11 protein-coding genes are annotated in these 15292 nt (G+C 68.5%); 7 read left to right on the top strand and 4 right to left on the bottom strand.

Going from position 1 to position 15292, the window contains the following annotated elements; all coding sequences use genetic code 11:
- Positions 1 to 35: 35 nt before the first annotated feature.
- On the top strand, positions 36 to 1697 hold the full coding sequence (locus ACYVGY_RS00120) for a histidine kinase (protein WP_460455458.1): 1662 nt from the start codon (positions 36 to 38) through the stop codon (positions 1695 to 1697).
- Positions 1698 to 1707: 10 nt separating this feature from the next.
- On the opposite strand, the gene ACYVGY_RS00125 is transcribed toward ACYVGY_RS00120, so the two are convergent.
- Positions 1708 to 3900, bottom strand: a complete 2193-nt coding sequence (locus tag ACYVGY_RS00125) for a primosomal protein N' (protein WP_460455459.1) — start codon at positions 3898 to 3900, stop codon at positions 1708 to 1710.
- 424 nt (positions 3901 to 4324) lie between these two features.
- On the opposite strand from ACYVGY_RS00125, the gene ACYVGY_RS00130 reads away from it, so the two are divergent.
- The 4 genes from ACYVGY_RS00130 to sppA are packed head-to-tail and all read left to right on the top strand — an operon-like array spanning position 4325 to position 9241.
- Positions 4325 to 5236: a hypothetical protein gene (locus ACYVGY_RS00130; protein WP_460455460.1), complete on the top strand. Its 912-nt coding sequence runs from the start codon at positions 4325 to 4327 to the stop codon at positions 5234 to 5236.
- The gene (locus ACYVGY_RS00135) at positions 5226 to 5888 is read left to right on the top strand and encodes a DUF3106 domain-containing protein (protein ID WP_460455461.1); all 663 of its coding nucleotides are present in this window, start codon (positions 5226 to 5228) and stop codon (positions 5886 to 5888) included. Before ACYVGY_RS00130 ends, ACYVGY_RS00135 begins: the two co-directional genes overlap by 11 nt.
- A gap of 59 nt (positions 5889 to 5947) precedes the next feature.
- Entirely contained in the window at positions 5948 to 7306 is a 1359-nt protein-coding gene (locus tag ACYVGY_RS00140; protein WP_460455462.1) for an MATE family efflux transporter, read from the top strand.
- Between the two features lie 60 nt (positions 7307 to 7366).
- Positions 7367 to 9241, top strand: a complete 1875-nt coding sequence (gene sppA, locus ACYVGY_RS00145; RefSeq protein ID WP_460455463.1) for a signal peptide peptidase SppA — start codon at positions 7367 to 7369, stop codon at positions 9239 to 9241.
- A 53-nt stretch (positions 9242 to 9294) separates the two neighbouring features.
- Here the strand turns inward: sppA and ACYVGY_RS00150 are convergent, their stop codons facing one another.
- Positions 9295 to 9513: a hypothetical protein gene (locus ACYVGY_RS00150; RefSeq protein ID WP_460455464.1), complete on the bottom strand. Its 219-nt coding sequence runs from the start codon at positions 9511 to 9513 to the stop codon at positions 9295 to 9297.
- A 59-nt stretch (positions 9514 to 9572) separates the two neighbouring features.
- Here ACYVGY_RS00150 and ACYVGY_RS00155 point away from each other — a divergent pair, with 59 nt between their 5' ends.
- Positions 9573 to 10349: an SDR family oxidoreductase gene (locus ACYVGY_RS00155; RefSeq protein WP_460455465.1), complete on the top strand. Its 777-nt coding sequence runs from the start codon at positions 9573 to 9575 to the stop codon at positions 10347 to 10349.
- Between the two features lie 75 nt (positions 10350 to 10424).
- Here the strand turns inward: ACYVGY_RS00155 and ACYVGY_RS00160 are convergent, their stop codons facing one another.
- A complete protein-coding gene (locus ACYVGY_RS00160) occupies positions 10425 to 11006 on the bottom strand; it encodes a DUF4124 domain-containing protein (RefSeq protein ID WP_460455466.1) in 582 nt (193 codons plus the stop codon).
- 49 nt (positions 11007 to 11055) lie between these two features.
- Between ACYVGY_RS00160 and ACYVGY_RS00165 the strand changes: the two genes are divergently transcribed.
- Positions 11056 to 12633, top strand: coding sequence for an amidohydrolase family protein (locus ACYVGY_RS00165; protein ID WP_460455467.1), 1578 nt, complete (start codon positions 11056 to 11058; stop codon positions 12631 to 12633).
- Positions 12634 to 12672: 39 nt separating this feature from the next.
- Here ACYVGY_RS00165 and ACYVGY_RS00170 read toward each other — a convergent pair whose 3' ends face one another.
- Entirely contained in the window at positions 12673 to 15177 is a 2505-nt protein-coding gene (locus ACYVGY_RS00170; RefSeq protein ID WP_460455468.1) for a DNA topoisomerase I, read from the bottom strand.
- Positions 15178 to 15292: the final 115 nt, after the last annotated feature.

The raw sequence follows: 15292 nt of genomic DNA on the forward strand, positions 1-15292 counted from the left end.
TGTAAGGGACCCGATTACGTACGGACAATCCCCGGGTGCATCTGGCTGCTCCCTCTCCCGAACCTGGAATCGCCTCCTGGCCCGCCTGGCGGGGCGCGCTGGCCTTCGGGCTGGGCTATTGGGCGCTGCTGGTCGTCGGATTCCTGCATTGGCACGTGGCGACCGGGCTGCTGTTCCTGGCCCTGTGGCTGGTGCCGTCGCGCCAATGGCCCGCCATTGCCCTGGCCGCGATCACGGTGCGCTGCCTCAACGGCATCCTGATTGGTTGGCGCAACGACGTTGACGGCGGCTTCTTGCGCTACTGGCACGACGGCCTGTCCTTCGTGCTGGGCAACCTGGCCGAACCCCTTTTGGTGATTGCAGGCGTGGCCCTGCTGAGCCGCGCCGCGATCCGGCCGATCAGCTTGGCGGGGGTCGAAGGCGTCCAGCGCTTCCTGCTGGCGGCGCTGGTGGCGGCGACCCTGCTGGCGGCCAAGGACCTGGGCTATGTGCTCAACGAGGACAAGGTCAGTGACATCCGGCTGTCCATGCTGGTCAATACCGTCCGGCTGGGCAGCGATGCCTCGCTGCTGAGCTTCTTCTTCGTCAAGAGCCTGCTCGGCCACTTCGTCGGCGTGCTGCTGGTGGTGCCGCTGGGCGCCTGGTACGTCGAGCCGCGGCATCATGCCGGCACGCGCCGCATCTTGGGCGAGGCGATGGTGCTGGCGCCGGTGTTCTTTCTGCTGCTGGCGCTGGTGGCGGTGGCGAATGACTCAACGGCCCTGGCCGAATTGCTGCGGATGCTGGTGCTGGTGGCCGTGGTGGTGTTCTCGGTGCGCCACGGTTGGCGCGGTGCGGCGCTTTCACTGCTCGCGGCCAGCGCCATGATCGCGATCGAGGACCATCTGGGTTTCGCGGCGCAGTGGCCGGTTTGGCTGCAGCTGTTTATCGCGATCGCGGGCGCGATGGCGCTGATGTTCGGCGCCACGGTGGACGGCCTGCGCCGGCAGGCGACCGAGCTGGCGCAGGCCAAGCATCGCCAGCTGCGCCTGGCCGAAGAGCTGCACGACGCCGCGATCCGCAACCTCAATGTCGAGCAGCGCGAACGCCAGCGCCTGGCGGGTGAGCTGCACGATGAGTTCGGACAGAACCTGGCGGCCCTGCAGACCCACCTGAAGCTGTCGGCCCCCGACCTGGCGGCGGCGGGCCGCGCCGGTGTGACGGATCGCCTGTTGGAAATTACCAAGTTGATGCAGACCAACATCAGCCGGGTGCTCGATGCGCTGCGCCCCGCCGCGCTTGACGAGTTGGGCCTCTACGGTGCGATCGATCGCGGCAGCCTGCGCCGTTTGGCGGAGGATTCCGGGCTGGTGTTCGAGACCCGGCTCGAGGGCGATGCGCGGCTGCTGGCGAGTCTCAATCTGGTGCATCGCGTCGCTGCTTTCCGCATCGCCCAGGAGACAATCACCAATATCGTTCGACACGCCCATGCGCGCCACTGTCTTCTGCGGCTGCGGGTGAGCGCGCGCGGCGAGCATTTGTATCTCTTCCTCGATGTCCGCGACGACGGCGTCGGACGCGTCGCCGGGCTGCGCCCCGGTAATGGCGTCACTGGCCTGAGGGACCGTGTACTGGCTCTGGGCGGGCGGCTGGTGATCAGCCAGCTCAGCCCCGGCCTGCGCGTGCACGCCGTGCTTCGGCAATCCATCCCGCGCTAGCGCGGTCGGATCAGTACAGGTCGGTGGGGTCGACGTCGAGCGACCAGCGAACCTTGCGCGCTGACTTCAGCGCCTGGATGCGCGGCAGCCAGGCGTGAAGCGCGGCGTGCAGGGCGGCGCGCTGGCCGGCATCGATCAGTATCTGGCCGCGGGCCTTGCCGGCACGGCGCGCCATCGGTGCGGGCATTGGGCCATTGAGCTGCACACCCTCGCGCGCGATGAAGGCGTCCTTCGCCTCGCGCAGGAATCCCTGCATGTCCGATTCGGTCGGTGCCTCGGCGCGCAGCAGCGCGAGATAGGCGTAGGGCGGAAACTGCGCGGCCTCGCGTTCGGCCAGCTGCAGCGCGGCCACCGCCGGGTAGCCCCCGGTGAGCAGGGTGCCCAGCAGCGGGTGGTCGGGATGGTGGGTTTGCAGCAACACTTCGCCCGGCAATTGCGCGCGGCCGGCGCGGCCAGCGACCTGGATCAGCAGTTGGGCCAGCTTTTCGCCAGCGCGGAAGTCGGCGCTGAACAAGCCCTCGTCCACGCCGACCACGGCGACCAGGGTCAGCCGCGGCAGGTCGTGTCCCTTCGCCAGCATTTGGGTGCCAACCAGGATGCCGGACCGGTCACCGAAGACCTCGAGGTGCTTTTCGATGGCATCCCGCCGGCGCGTGGTTTCGCGATCCACGCGGATCATCAGCGCGTCGGGAAAACGTTCGGCCAGCGCTTCCTCGATGCGTTCGGTGCCGGCACCCTGGGGCTGCAGCGCCAGGCTCGCGCAGTCGGGGCAAGCATTGGGCGGCGTGGCGCGGGCGCCGCAGTGGTGGCAGATCAGGCGACGACCGCTGGCGTGAACGGTCATCGCGGCATCGCAGCGTTTGCAGTGGGCGCTCCAGCCACAGTCGTGGCACAGCAACACCGGGGCGTAGCCGCGGCGGTTCTTGAACACCAGCGCCTGCTCGCCGCGCGCCAGGCAGCGTTCAACCGCCTCCAGCAGCTCCTGCGACAGGCCGTTGCGCAGCGGCCGCTTGCGGATGTCCACCACCCGCACCGTCGGCGGACGCGCGCCGCCGGCGCGCTGGCCCAGACGCAGGTGCCGGTAGCGGCCCGAAAGCGTGTTGTGCAGGGTTTCCAACGAGGGCGTGGCGCTGCCCAGGATCACCGGGATGCCCAGCTTGCTGGCCCGCACCATGGCCAGGTCGCGGGCGTGGTAACGGATACCGTCTTGCTGTTTGTAGGACCCGTCGTGTTCTTCGTCCACCACGATCAGGCCGGCCTCAGGCAGTGGGCAGAACACCGCCGAACGGGTGCCGACCAGCACGCGCGCTTCGCCGCGCAGCATGGCGGTCCAGGCGCGCGCACGTTCGCCGTCGGCCAGGCCAGAGTGGCTTGCCAGCACCGGCACGCCCAGGCGGCTGCGGAAGCGTGCCAGCACCTGCGGCGTCAGGCCGATCTCGGGCACCAGCACCAGTGCCTGCTTGCCCGCGGCCAGGCAGTCGGCGATCGCCTGCAGATAGACCTCGGTCTTGCCGCTGCCGGTGACGCCTTCGAGCAGGCAGGGGCGGAACCCTTCGCCTTCGCGCAGGCTGGCCAGCGCCTGAGCCTGGGCTGGCATCAGGCTGGGGCCTGGCGCCTGGGGCGTCGGCTCCGGCCGGCCGGCCAGCACGATCCGCTCGGCCAGGCCGCGCTCGGCCAAGGCGCGGACCGGGCCGCGCCAGCCGTCGGCGGTCTGGTCGAGCTGGTCTTCGCCCAATGCGCGGGTGGCGAGCTGAAGCAGCAGTCTTCGCGGCTTGCCGTCGCGGCCGGGCGCGGCGGCGGCCGTCTGGCCGGCATCGGTGAGGCACCAGCCGTGGCGGGCGGTCTCGGGCAGGGGTTGGCCGGCGCGCAGGGGGCCGGGCAGGGCGGTCGCCAGCACCTCGCCCAAGGGGGCGTGGTAGTAGGCGGCCAGCCAGCGCAGGCTTTCGAACAGTTCTCCGACCAGCAGCGGATGGGCGTCCAGGCGCTCCCGGACCGGCTTGAGGCCTTCGCCACTGCCCTCGGGCGGACCAATGCCCACCACGACCCCGATCTGTTCACCGTCGCCACGTCCGAAGGGCACCCGAACCCGGCAGCCGATCCATCCGGCATCGGCCTGCGTGCCGGCCGGCGGTCGATAGTCGAACAGGCGCGGCAGCGGCACCGGCAGGGCGATTCGCAGCACGGTTTCGGGTTCGGACGGCATGGCTTCAGTCTAGCCTGAGGGCTCGGTAGGAAGGGTTCGTACCCAACTTGCGCACTATTGCTGTCAGATGCATCAGAAAGCAGCCCTAAGCCACTGTTCAGGAAACCGAATCTCCCTTATCCACACCACATGTGGATAAGTCTGTGGAAGAGCTTCCGGGGAGACATGCGCACCCCCGGTGGCAAGGGCGCTTGAGCCGGGTTGGCGATTTTTTAACCAAGGCGTCATAGTTGTTATTAATCAATGAGTTAAGTTAATCACAAATCCATCATTGGGACCTTCACAGGGCTTCAGGGGCCTCGACGGGGGCCGGCGTTGGCGCTGTGCACAACGTTTCACGCCGGAAGCCGCGCGGGGCTTGATGGAGCAGGATTTTTCACGCTGTCAACCGCTTCGAACTGTGACGGGTTAGCTAGAATGACCCGTGCCCTCCACCCCCTCACTCCCCGCCGTCAGCCCCCCTGCCTCCTCCGCCCTGTCCGCGTTCCTGCGCGGCATCGAGCGTCGGGCGTTTGTCTTCGTGCAGGTCCAGTGCCAGCAGGACGAGCAGGCCCAGGAGATCCTGGGGCGCGCCATGCGGGCGTTCCGCGAGGTTTCGGCACACAGCCCGCTGTCGACCTGGCCGGCGGCCTTCTGGGCGCTGCTGCTGGCCCAGGCTGAGCTCGCCGAAGGCGACAGCGATATCCCCGAGTTGGGCAGCCTCGGATCCGGTCCGCGTGCGGCGCTGCTGTTGCGCATCGTGGCCGGGCTGGACTTCGTCCACGCCGCCTCGGTGCTGGGCGTCAGCGAGCCAACCTATCGCTTTGCGCTGCAGCGCGCGCTCCAGCAGCTGGGCGACGCCGGCGTGAGCTACGCCGCGCTGGGCGCGCTGCGCGAGCGCCTGCACCGCCAGGTCAAAACCTTGCCGGCCGAGCGTGCGGAGGCGCTCGCCGAACTGCGCACCCGCGTGCTGCAGGACGCGCCGGAGCCGGTCGCCGCGGCCGAGCCTTCGACCTCGTCCTGGCGCGGACGCTTGGCCTGGGGCTTGTTGCTTCTGCTGGCGCTCGCGTTCGCGGCGACCTTCTGGTCTAGCCGACCGCCGCTGATGCCGGGCGGCACCCAGGCCCTGCCGGCCGAGGTCGGGTCCGCTGCGGTGCCTGCCGGCAGCGACGCCGACCTGGTGACCCATCCCGACTACGCACAGATCGCCGCGCCGGCCGATGAAGCCATCGCCGCTGACCTGGCGCTGCTGAGCTGGCTGGCGTCGGGCGAAGCCGACGAGGCGCTGGAGGCCATGCCGGCCGATGCCGACCCGGACCCGTCCACCGCCAGCGACGAGACCGCCGATGCGCCCTGAGCCAATCGCCCGCGTACTCGGCCTGGCCCTGCTGGTGGCCATGGGCCCGCTGCTCGCCTTCTCCGCGCTGGCGCCGGCTGAGCGCCAGCTGCTGGCGCCGCTGGCCTCGGCCTGGCCGGCGCTGGACCTGGACACCCAGCAGCGGCTGCGTGCGAACGCGGCGCACTGGTCGGCGCTCGATCCGGCGGCGCGCGATGCGCTGCGCCAGCGCATCCAGGCCTGGGACGCCTTGCCGCCGATCGAGAAAGCGACTCGCCGCGGCCCGTTCGCGGCCTGGATGGCGCTCTCCGACAGCGAGCGCGAACAAGTGCGCGCCGCGGGCACGCGACTGGCCGCGATGTCGCCCGAGCGCCAGCAGGCCGTGCGTGCGGCTTTCGATGCGCTGCCCTCGGACCAGCGCCAGGATTGGTGGCTGGGGCCGGACGTAGGCGCGGGCTTTGCCGAACTCCGGCCGCTGTTCGCCTTCGTGCCCGAGGGCGAGCGGACCGCCTTGCGCGAACTGCTGCGCGAACTGACGCCGGCCGCACGTGCCGACCTGGCGATCCTGGCGCGTCGTCTGCCGGCCAATGAACGCGAAAGCCTGCGCCGTGAGTTGGTGGAAGCGACGCCGGAAGCGCGCGAGGCCCTGGTCCGCGCCCGCCTGAATCGCTGACGCTGCTTCCGGGCCGGCAGCCGCTAATATAGCGGTCCTCCGCTTTCCGGCATCGCCCCATGAGTCATTCCGAAACCCGCATCGCGCGCCTGCTGCGCGAGATGCGCGTCAGCTTCGTGCTGGCGTTTCCACTGGCCCTGGGGCAGATCTCGTCCATGGCGATGAACATCGTCGACACCGTGCTGGCCGGTCGCCACAGCCCGGTCACGCTGGCCGCGGTCGGCATCGGCAGTGCGGTGTGGTCGGTGGTGATCCTGGTCAGTATCGGCGTGCTGATGGCGGTGCCGCCCACGGTCGCCCAGCTCAACGGCGCCGGCCGTCGCGCCGATATCGGGCCGGTGTTCCGGCAGGCGATCTGGCTGGCGCTGGCGCTGGGCGTCGGCCTGTTCTTCATCGTCCGCGCCGGCGCGCTGGCGCTCGAGCCGATGGGCATCACCGCCGAGGCGCGACCGGAAGCGATCGCCTTCCTGCGCGCGATCAGCTGGGGCGCGCCGGGCCTGGCGCTGTATTTCTGCCTGCGCAACCTCAGCGAGGGCGTGGCCTGGACCCTGCCGGCGATGGTGTTCGGTCTGGCCGGCCTGGTGCTGCTGGCGCCGTTGGGCTGGGCGCTGATGTTCGGCCTGGGCCTGGGGGCGGCGGGCCTGGGCTATGCGGTTGCCATCACGCTGTACTGCCAGTGCGCGGCACTGGGCGCGTACCTGCGACGTTCGCCGCGCTTCGCCGACCTGGGCCTGTTCGCACGCTTCGATCCGCCGCGCTGGGCGCCGATTCGCGACCTGCTGCGCCTGGGCTTGCCCATGGGCGTCTCGGTCTTCATGGAAGGCAGCCTGTTCGTGGCCACCGCGCTGTTGATCGGCAAGCTGGGCATGGTGCAGATCGCCGCCCACCAGATCGCCATCCTCATGGCCAGCCTGTTCTTCATGGTGCCCCTGGGCATCGCGATGGCCACCACGGTGCGCGTGGGCCATGCGGTGGGCGCGGGCGATGCCTCGGCGGTGCGCTGGTCCGCGGCCGCCGGCTACAGCCTGGCGATGCTGGCGCAGACGGTGTCGGCGATCGTGCTGGTGTTCGCGGGGGTGTTCCTGGCCGGCCTGTTCACCCAGGACGCGGCCGTGATCGCGCTGGCGGCCCTGCTGATGGCCTACGCCGCCGTGTTCCAGTATCCGGACGGCCTGCAGGCGATGTCGGCCGGTGCGCTGCGCGGCCTCAAAGACACCCGCGTGCCCATGTTCGTCACGGTGCTGGCTTACTGGGGCGTGGGCCTGCCGCTGGGCTACTGGCTGGGGCTGGTGAAGGGCCAGGGCGCGCCCGGGCTGTGGACGGGACTGATCTTGGGCCTGAGCGTCGCGGCCTGCCTGTTGGGCTGGCGCTTCTGGCGGCTGGCGAATCGCCCGCTGCCGCCGATACGGGTGACCTAAGACGCATGCGGCCTTCACCCCGGCTGCGTATGCTGGACCGTCGTCAAGTGGAGTCCTGAAATGTCCGAAGCCAAGCGCGGCCCGATCCGTGGGTTCTTCCGCGGGATCTGGAGTGTCCTCACCTTCACCCAGCAGCTCGTGTTCAACATCTTCTTCCTGTTGTTCCTGCTGTTTGCGTTCGTGCTGCTGCTGGCCGTAGTGGCCAGTCCCGGCGTCCAGCCGATGAGCGAAGACACCGCGCTGGTGCTCAATCTCGAAGGCAGCCTGGTGGAGCAGTTCACCTCGGCGCCGGTGGATCGGGTGATCAGCCGCGCGACCGGGCAGTCCCGGCCCGAGATCCAGCTGCGCGACCTGCTTCAGGCGATCGAAGCGGCGCGTACCGACGACCGGATCAACCGCATCGTCCTGATGACCGACGGTTTTTCCAGCGCGGGCTTCGCCAGCATGCGCGACCTGGCGGCCGCGCTGCGTGAGTTCCGCGCTTCCGGCAAGCAGGTCGTGGCCTACGGCACCGACATGGAGCAGCGCCAGTACTACGTCGCCGCACAGGCCGACGAGATCTATCTGGATCCGCAGGGCGGGGTGCTGCTCGAGGGCTTCGGCCGCTATCGCATGTACTACCGCGAAGGCCTGCAGGACAAGCTCGGCGTGGACGTGCACCTGTTCAAGGTCGGCGAGTACAAGTCTGCGGCTGAACCCTACGTGCTCGACGCCGCATCGCCCGAGTCGCGCGAGGCCGATCTGTATTGGATGAACGACGTCTGGCAGCGCTTCGTGGACGACATCGCGCAGGCGCGCAAGGTCGAGGCCGTGGCGCTGCACGCGATGATCAACGAGCTGCCGGCCCGGGTGCAGGCGGTATCGGGCAACCTCGGCCAGCTGGCGCTGGACGAGAAGCTGGTGGACGGGCTTCGCACCGGCCATGAGTTCGAGCAGATGCTGGTCGAACGCGGTGTCCTGGACGACACCACCCAGACCTTCCGCCAGATCGACCTGGGCGGCTATCTGATGCAGATCAATCGCCCGCACCTGGTCACCCACCAGCAGCCGAAGGTGGCCGTGGTGGTGGCGCAGGGTGAGATCACCAGCGGCCAGCAGCCGCCGGGCACGGTGGGCGGTGAGTCCACCGCGGCGCTGCTGCGCGCCGCGCGCGAGGACGACAACGTCAAGGCCGTCCTGCTGCGCGTGGATTCGCCCGGTGGTGGCGTGTTCCCGTCCGAGCAGATCCGCCGCGAGGTGGAGCTGGTGCAGGCCGCCGGCAAGCCTGTCGTCGTTTCGATGGCCAACGTCGCCGCGTCCGGCGGCTACTGGATCTCGATGAACGCCGATCGCATCTACGCCGACGAATCCACCATCACCGGCTCGATCGGCATCTTCGGGCTGTGGATGACGGTGCCGCGCGTGCTCGAGAAGATTGGCGTGAGCACCGACGGCGTCGGCACGACGCCGCTGGCCGGTGCCTTCGACCCGACCCGCCCGCTGGATCCGAACGTGGGCGTGCTGATCCAGTCGGTGATCGACCGCGGCTATGCCGATTTCATCGGCAAGGTGGCGGCCGCGCGTGACAGCACCCCGGCCGAAATCGACGTCCATGCACGCGGTCGCGTCTGGAGCGGCGCGCAGGCCAAGGACCGTGGTCTGGTGGACGAACTGGGTGGCTTCCAGGTGGCGCTGGACGCGGCCGCCGAGCTGGCCAAGCTTGAAGCGGGTAGCTACGGCGTGACCTACATCGAAAAGCCGCTGACGCCGTTCGAGCAGTTCGTCGTCAACATGGGCAAGAACTCGCGCACCGAGGGCCTGCTGCGCGTGCTGGCGCCGACCCCGCTGATGCTTGACCGCGAGACCCTGGCCACCGCCGAGCGCGAACTGGCTTGGCTTGATCGCAAGGGACGCTCGCCGTTCCGCGCCGTGGCGCATTGCCTCTGCGCCTACTGAGGCCGGCTGAAAAAAGTTGTCGCGACGCCCGGGCTTGCCCGGGCGTCGTCGTTTCAGCCGCCGGCTTCCTCCAGCACGCGCTGGCGCTCGGCCTCGTCCGCGGCTTGGGTGTCTTCGACCGCGCGGGCCTTGTCGAGCGGCGCCTGGATCGCGTCGCGAAGTTCAGTGTGCTGCGCCTGCGGTTCGGGCAGCGCGTCCGGGGCGGGATCGGGCGTCGGCGCGTCGCAGGCGCTGGCCAGCAGCACGGCGGCGAAAATAAGGACCAGGCGCATGGGATTGCTCCATCAGGTGGCTTGCCCGGTATCCTACCCCCGGGCGCAAGGAGGATCCGATGACGATCAATCGTTGGCGACTGGATGGACAGGTGGCGCTGGTAACCGGCGCCAGCGCCGGCATTGGCCGCGCCATCGCCGCCGAACTCTTGGGCGCGGGTGCCGACCTGCTGTTGGTGGCGCGCGATGAAACCTCGCTGGAGGCCACCCGCGCTGAACTTGAGGATGAATTCCCGCAGGCCCGCGTGCGCGCGTTCCCGGCCGACGTTTCCGACCCCGAGCAGCGCCGCGAGATTTTCGACTGGGTCGAGGATCTGGGTGAGGGCCTGCAGCTGCTGGTCAACAATGCCGGTACCAATACCAGCCGGGCCAGCATCGACTACGCCGATGAGGAGTGGCGGCAGATTTTCGAGACGAACCTGTTCTCGGCCTTTGAACTCAGTCGCTTCGCCTTCCCGCTGCTGAGCCAGCATGCGGCATCGGCGATCGTAAACGTGGGCTCGGTGTCCGGCCTGACCCACGTGCGCACCGGCGCGCCCTACGGCATGAGCAAGGCTGCCCTGCACCAGCTGACCCGCAACCTGGCCTGCGAGTGGGCGGAGGACGGCGTGCGCGTGAATTCGGTGGCGCCCTGGTACATCCGCACCCGCCGCACCTCGGTGAAGCTGGCCAATCCCGACTATCTCGATGAAGTCATTGATCGCACGCCGATGGGACGCGTCGGCGAGCCGGAGGAAGTGGCCGCGGCCGTCACCTTCCTCTGCCTGCCCGCCGCCAGCTACATCACCGGCGAATGCATCGGCGTGGACGGCGGCTTCCTGCGCTACGGCTTCTGAGGCCTGTTGTAGGAGGGCCTTCAGGCCCGAAGCTTTTCGGCCAGAAGCTTCGGGCCTGAAGGCCCTCCTACAGCATCAACGGCAGGATTCGGAGACGATGGCGTCGATGCGCTGCAGTTCGGACTTGCGGTAGGCGGCGGTGTCGCTGAAGGCGTGCAGCGCGTCCGAGCGGGCTGTTTTGAGCATGCGCTTGAACTGCTCGCAGGCGCTGTCGTCATCGAGCCGCAGGCAGGACTCGGTGACCCAACGACAGCTGCCGGCGGCGGCGCTGGAGCCGCGCACGTCGTAGCCCAGCACCGGCAGCGGCACGCAGCGCGTATTGGGACGGTAGTCCTCGCTGAAGCGCACGCTGCCGTCGAAATCAGTGCACTGGAACAACGGGGGTGGCGGGTAGGGCAGCCACTGACCGGCTTCGGTAACGGGCGGCGTGTCCACCGGCTTGGGATCGCGGGCGGGAGGCGCAGGCGCGGCCGGCGGTGGATCGCGTGGGCGAACCATACTGCGCGTCGACTGCTGCTGGTCGCCGGGGCAGGGCTCGTCCTGCAGGGTGATGCGGCCCGCCGCGTCCTGGCAGCGGTACACCGTCATTTCCCCGGCCGCGGACGGCCCGACGAAGGCAAGCAAACTCGCTAAGCTGGCGATCAAGTAACGACGCATGGCGGGATTCTCCTCCCGCGTCACCGCCGCTGCCAGCCCAGGACATGCCATGACACGCCTGCTGTTCATCCTCATCCTGCTCACCGCGATGCCGGCCTACGCCGCCATTCCTGCCGCACCGCCGCGTTCCGAGGGTGAAGGCCCCTATCCCCAGCTGATCCTTCGCGGCGCCACCGTGATCACCGGCACCGGCGCTCCGGCCTACGGGCCGGTGGATATCGTCATCGAAGGCGACCGCATCCGCGAGGTGCGCATTGTCGGCAGCGCCAACACGCCCATCGACCCCAAGGGCCGCCCGGTACTCAAGGCCGGCGGCCGCGAGATCGATCTGACGGGCCAGTTCGTGATGCCGGGCATCGTCGACCTGCATGGCCATATCGGCGGCGAGGAGCAGGGCGTGGACGCCGAGTATGTCTACAAGCTTTGGCTTGGCCACGGCATCACTTCGGTGCGCGACCCCGGCTGCGGCAACGGCATCGACTGGTGCGTGTCGGAGCAGCAGCGCAGCGAGCGCAATGCCATCACCGCGCCGCGTCTGTTCCCCTACGCGTTCTTCGGGCAGGGCCGCGAGACGCCAATCACTACGCCCGAGCAGGGCCGGCAGTGGGTGCGCGACATGAAGGCGCGCGGCGCGCTGGGCATGAAGTGCTTCGGCTTTCGCCCCGATATCCTCGAGGCGGTGTTCGACGAGCTGACCCGGCAGGGCATGGGCAGCGCCTGCCACCACGCCCAGCTCGACGTGGCGCGGGTGAACGTGCTCACCACCGCGCGCTGGGGCCTGACCACGATGGAGCACTGGTACGGCCTGCCCGAGGCGCTGTTCGACGGCCAGACCGTGCAGCAGTACCCGGCGGACTACAACTATCTGGACGAGCAGGATCGCTTTGGCGAGGCTGGCAAGCTATGGGCCCAGGCCAGCGAGAAGGGCAGCGAGCGCTATGAGGCGGTGATCAAGGAGCTGCTGGCGCTGGACTTCACGATCGACCCGACCTTCAACATCTATGCCGCCAGCCGCGACCTGATGCGCGCCCGCCGCGCCGACTGGCATGACGACTACACGCATCCGGCGCTGTGGGATTTCTTCACGCCCAACCGCGGCAACCACGGCAGCTTCTTCTTCGACTGGGGCACGGAAGAAGAGGTGAGCTGGCGCGACAACTACCGGCGCTGGATGGCCTTCGTGAACGATTACAAAAACCGCGGCGGGCGCGTCACCGTCGGCAGCGATTCGGGCTACATCTACAAGACCTATGGCTTCGGCACCATCGAGGAGCTGGAGATGCTGCGCGAGGCCGGCTTCCACCCGCTCGAAGTGATCCGTGCCGCCACCTTGTCGGGCGCGGAGGTGCTGGGCGCCGACGATCGCATCGGCTCGGTCGAGGCCGGCAAGCTGGCCGACCTGGTAGTGCTGTCCGAGAACCCGCTGGCGAACCTGAAGGTGCTTTACGGCAACGGCCACATCCGTCTGGGTGAGGACGGCCGGCCGCACCGGGTTGGCGGCGTGCGCTATACGATCAAGGGCGGCCTGGTGTTCGATGCGCCGGCGCTGCTGGCCGACGTGCGCCGCAAGGTGGCGGAAGCAAAGGCGCGCCGCGGCATCGATCGCTACCCGCAGCCCGGCGACTGACCGGGCGGCGGGCGAAGGCGCGCAGGCCGCGCCGGGGTCTTAGGTCGCGGTCTTCTTGGCAGGCGCTTTCTTGGCGGCTTTCTTGGTCGCCTTCTTCGCTGTTTTCTTGACCGCCTTCTTGGTCGCTTTCTTGGCGGCCTTCTTCGCCGGCGCCTTTTTCGGCGCAGCGTCAGCGGCGTCTTTCTTCACTGTTTTCTTGGTGGCCTTCTTGGTGGCCTTCTTGGCGGCGCCCTTCTTGCCGAAGCGGCCACCCTTGCGCACCGGCTTGCCCTCGGCCAGCAGCGCCACGCACTCTTCCTGGGTGAGGCTGGCGGGCTCGCGATCCTTGGGGATCTTGCCGTTCTTCTCGCCGTCGGTGATGTACGGGCCGTAGCGTCCGTTCAAGACCTGAATCTCGGTGCCGGGGAAGACCTTGATGGTGCGGTTGGCGATCATCTCGAGCTTGGCGCGAACCAGTTCCACCGCCGCCTCGAACTCGATCGTGTACGGATCGTCGGTCTTGCCGAGCGAGGCGTAGGTGTCGCCCAACTTCACGAACGGGCCGAATCGGCCGATCGCGACGGTGACGTCCTTGCCCTCGTGCTGGCCAAGGCTGCGCGGCAGATTGAACAGCGGCAGCGCCTCTTCGAGGCTGATGGTGTGCATGCTGGTACCGGGACGCAGCGAGGCGAACTTGGGCTTGTCTTCGTCCTCGGCGGTGCCGATCTGGGCGAAGGGCCCGTAGCGTCCCAGGCGCACCGAGACCGGCTTGCCGGACTTGGGGTCAAGGCCAAGCACGCGCGAGCCGGTGGCTTCGGAGCGGTCCACCGATTCACTCTTCTCGTCGATGGTGGCTTTGAACGGCTTCCAGAAGCGCTCGAGCAGCGGCACCCACGCCGCTTCGCCGGCCGCGACCGAGTCCAGCTCATCCTCAAGCTTGGCGGTGAAGTCGTAGTCCACGTACTGCATGAAGTGGCTGGTCAGGAAGTTAGCCACCGCGCGGCCGACGTCGCTGGGACGGAAGCGGCGGTTGTCGAGATAGACGTACTCGCGGTTCTGCAGCACCTGGATGATGCTGGCGTAGGTCGAGGGACGACCGATGCCGTATTCCTCGAGCGTCTTCACCAGCGAGGCCTCCGAGAAGCGCGGCGGCGGCTCGGTGAAGTGCTGGTCGGTGTGGATGCTGCCCAGGGGCACGTCCTGGCCGACCTTCATCGGCGGCAGTTTGCGGCCCTCATCGTCGTCCTCGGCCGACTTGGCGTCCTTGCCTTCTTCGTAGACGGCCAGGAAGCCCGGATCAATCACGGTGGTGCCGCTGGCGCGGAAGCTGTTCTCGCTGCCGGCAGCCAGTTCCACCGAGACCGTATTCATGGTCGCCGGGACCATCTGCGACGCGACGGTGCGCTTCCAGATCAGTTCGTACAGGCGACGGCCGTCGTCGTCGAGGTACTTCGCGATCGAAGACGGCGTGCGCAGGGCGGACGTGGGGCGGATGGCCTCATGCGCTTCCTGGGCGTTCTTGGACTTGGATTTGTATTCGTTGGGCTTGTCGGGCACGGCGCCGGTGCCGAAATCGCGCGCGATCACGTCACGGATCTCGGACACGGCGTCCACCGACAGGTTCACGGAGTCGGTACGCATGTAGCTGATCAGGCCGACCGCGCCTTCCTCGCCGATCGCGACGCCCTCGTAGAGCTTCTGCGCCACGCGCATGGTGCGCGAGGTAGTGAAGCCGAGCTTGCGGGCGGCTTCCTGCTGCAGGGTGGAGGTGATGAAGGGCGGCGACGGCCGGCGCTTGCGTTCCTTGCTCACCACGTCAGTGACGCGCAGGGCGTCGCCCGCGGCCTTCACCAGGCGTGCCCGCGCGGCCTCGGCGGTGTTCGAGTCGGTGATGGTGAACTGTTCGAACTTCTGGCCGTCGAGCTTGACCAGTCGCGCGGTGAAGCCCTGCTGCGGATGGTTGAGTTCGGCCTCCATGGACCAGTACTCGCGCGGTACGAAAGCTTCGATGTCTTCCTCGCGCTCGACGATCATGCGCAGCGCTGGCGACTGCACCCGGCCGGCGGACAGGCCGCGCTGCACCTTGCGCCACAGCACCGGCGACAGGTTGAAGCCGACCAGGTAGTCCAGGGCGCGGCGCGCCTGCTGGGCATCCACCAGGTCGCTGGCGACCTGGCGCGGGTTCTCGACCGCCGCCTTGATCGCCTTGGGCGTGATCTCGGTGAACACGACCCGATGCAGGGTCTTGCCCTTGAGCAGGCCGCGTTCTTTGAGGATCTCGGAAATATGCCAGCTGATCGCCTCGCCCTCGCGATCCGGGTCAGTGGCCAGGTAGATGGCTTCGGCGCCCTTGGCGGACTTGGCGATTGCTTCGACGTGCTTCTCGTTCTTCTCGATCAGCTCGTAGCGCATGGCGAAGCCGTGTTCGGGATCGACCGCGCCCTCCTTGGGCACCAGGTCGCGGACGTGGCCGTACGAGGCCAGGACGTGGAAGTCCTTGCCCAGGTACTTGTTGATCGTCTTGGCCTTGGCGGGCGACTCGACGATGAGGAGGTTCTTGGCCATGGCCGGGGTTTTGCTCCGCTCGGGCGTAGTGAGGCGCCCAGATGGCGCGGCCCGCGGGGGTCGCGGGCCGGGGGTCTTCTTTTTCATTAAGGCATCAGCCCGGCGGCCACTGTCA

The sequence above is a fragment of the Arenimonas alkanexedens genome (genome assembly GCF_054781355.1).

Coding starts and splice junctions, on each gene's coding strand:
- ACYVGY_RS00125 (WP_460455459.1), bottom strand. CDS start 3,900: ATGCCGTCCGAACCCGAAACCGTGCTGCGAATCGCCCTGCCGGTGCCG.
- ACYVGY_RS00150 (WP_460455464.1), bottom strand. CDS start 9,513: ATGCGCCTGGTCCTTATTTTCGCCGCCGTGCTGCTGGCCAGCGCCTGC.
- ACYVGY_RS00160 (WP_460455466.1), bottom strand. CDS start 11,006: ATGCGTCGTTACTTGATCGCCAGCTTAGCGAGTTTGCTTGCCTTCGTC.
- ACYVGY_RS00140 (WP_460455462.1), top strand. CDS start 5,948: ATGAGTCATTCCGAAACCCGCATCGCGCGCCTGCTGCGCGAGATGCGC.
- ACYVGY_RS00170 (WP_460455468.1), bottom strand. CDS start 15,177: ATGGCCAAGAACCTCCTCATCGTCGAGTCGCCCGCCAAGGCCAAGACG.
- ACYVGY_RS00155 (WP_460455465.1), top strand. CDS start 9,573: ATGACGATCAATCGTTGGCGACTGGATGGACAGGTGGCGCTGGTAACC.
- sppA (WP_460455463.1), top strand. CDS start 7,367: ATGTCCGAAGCCAAGCGCGGCCCGATCCGTGGGTTCTTCCGCGGGATC.
- ACYVGY_RS00165 (WP_460455467.1), top strand. CDS start 11,056: ATGACACGCCTGCTGTTCATCCTCATCCTGCTCACCGCGATGCCGGCC.
- ACYVGY_RS00135 (WP_460455461.1), top strand. CDS start 5,226: ATGCGCCCTGAGCCAATCGCCCGCGTACTCGGCCTGGCCCTGCTGGTG.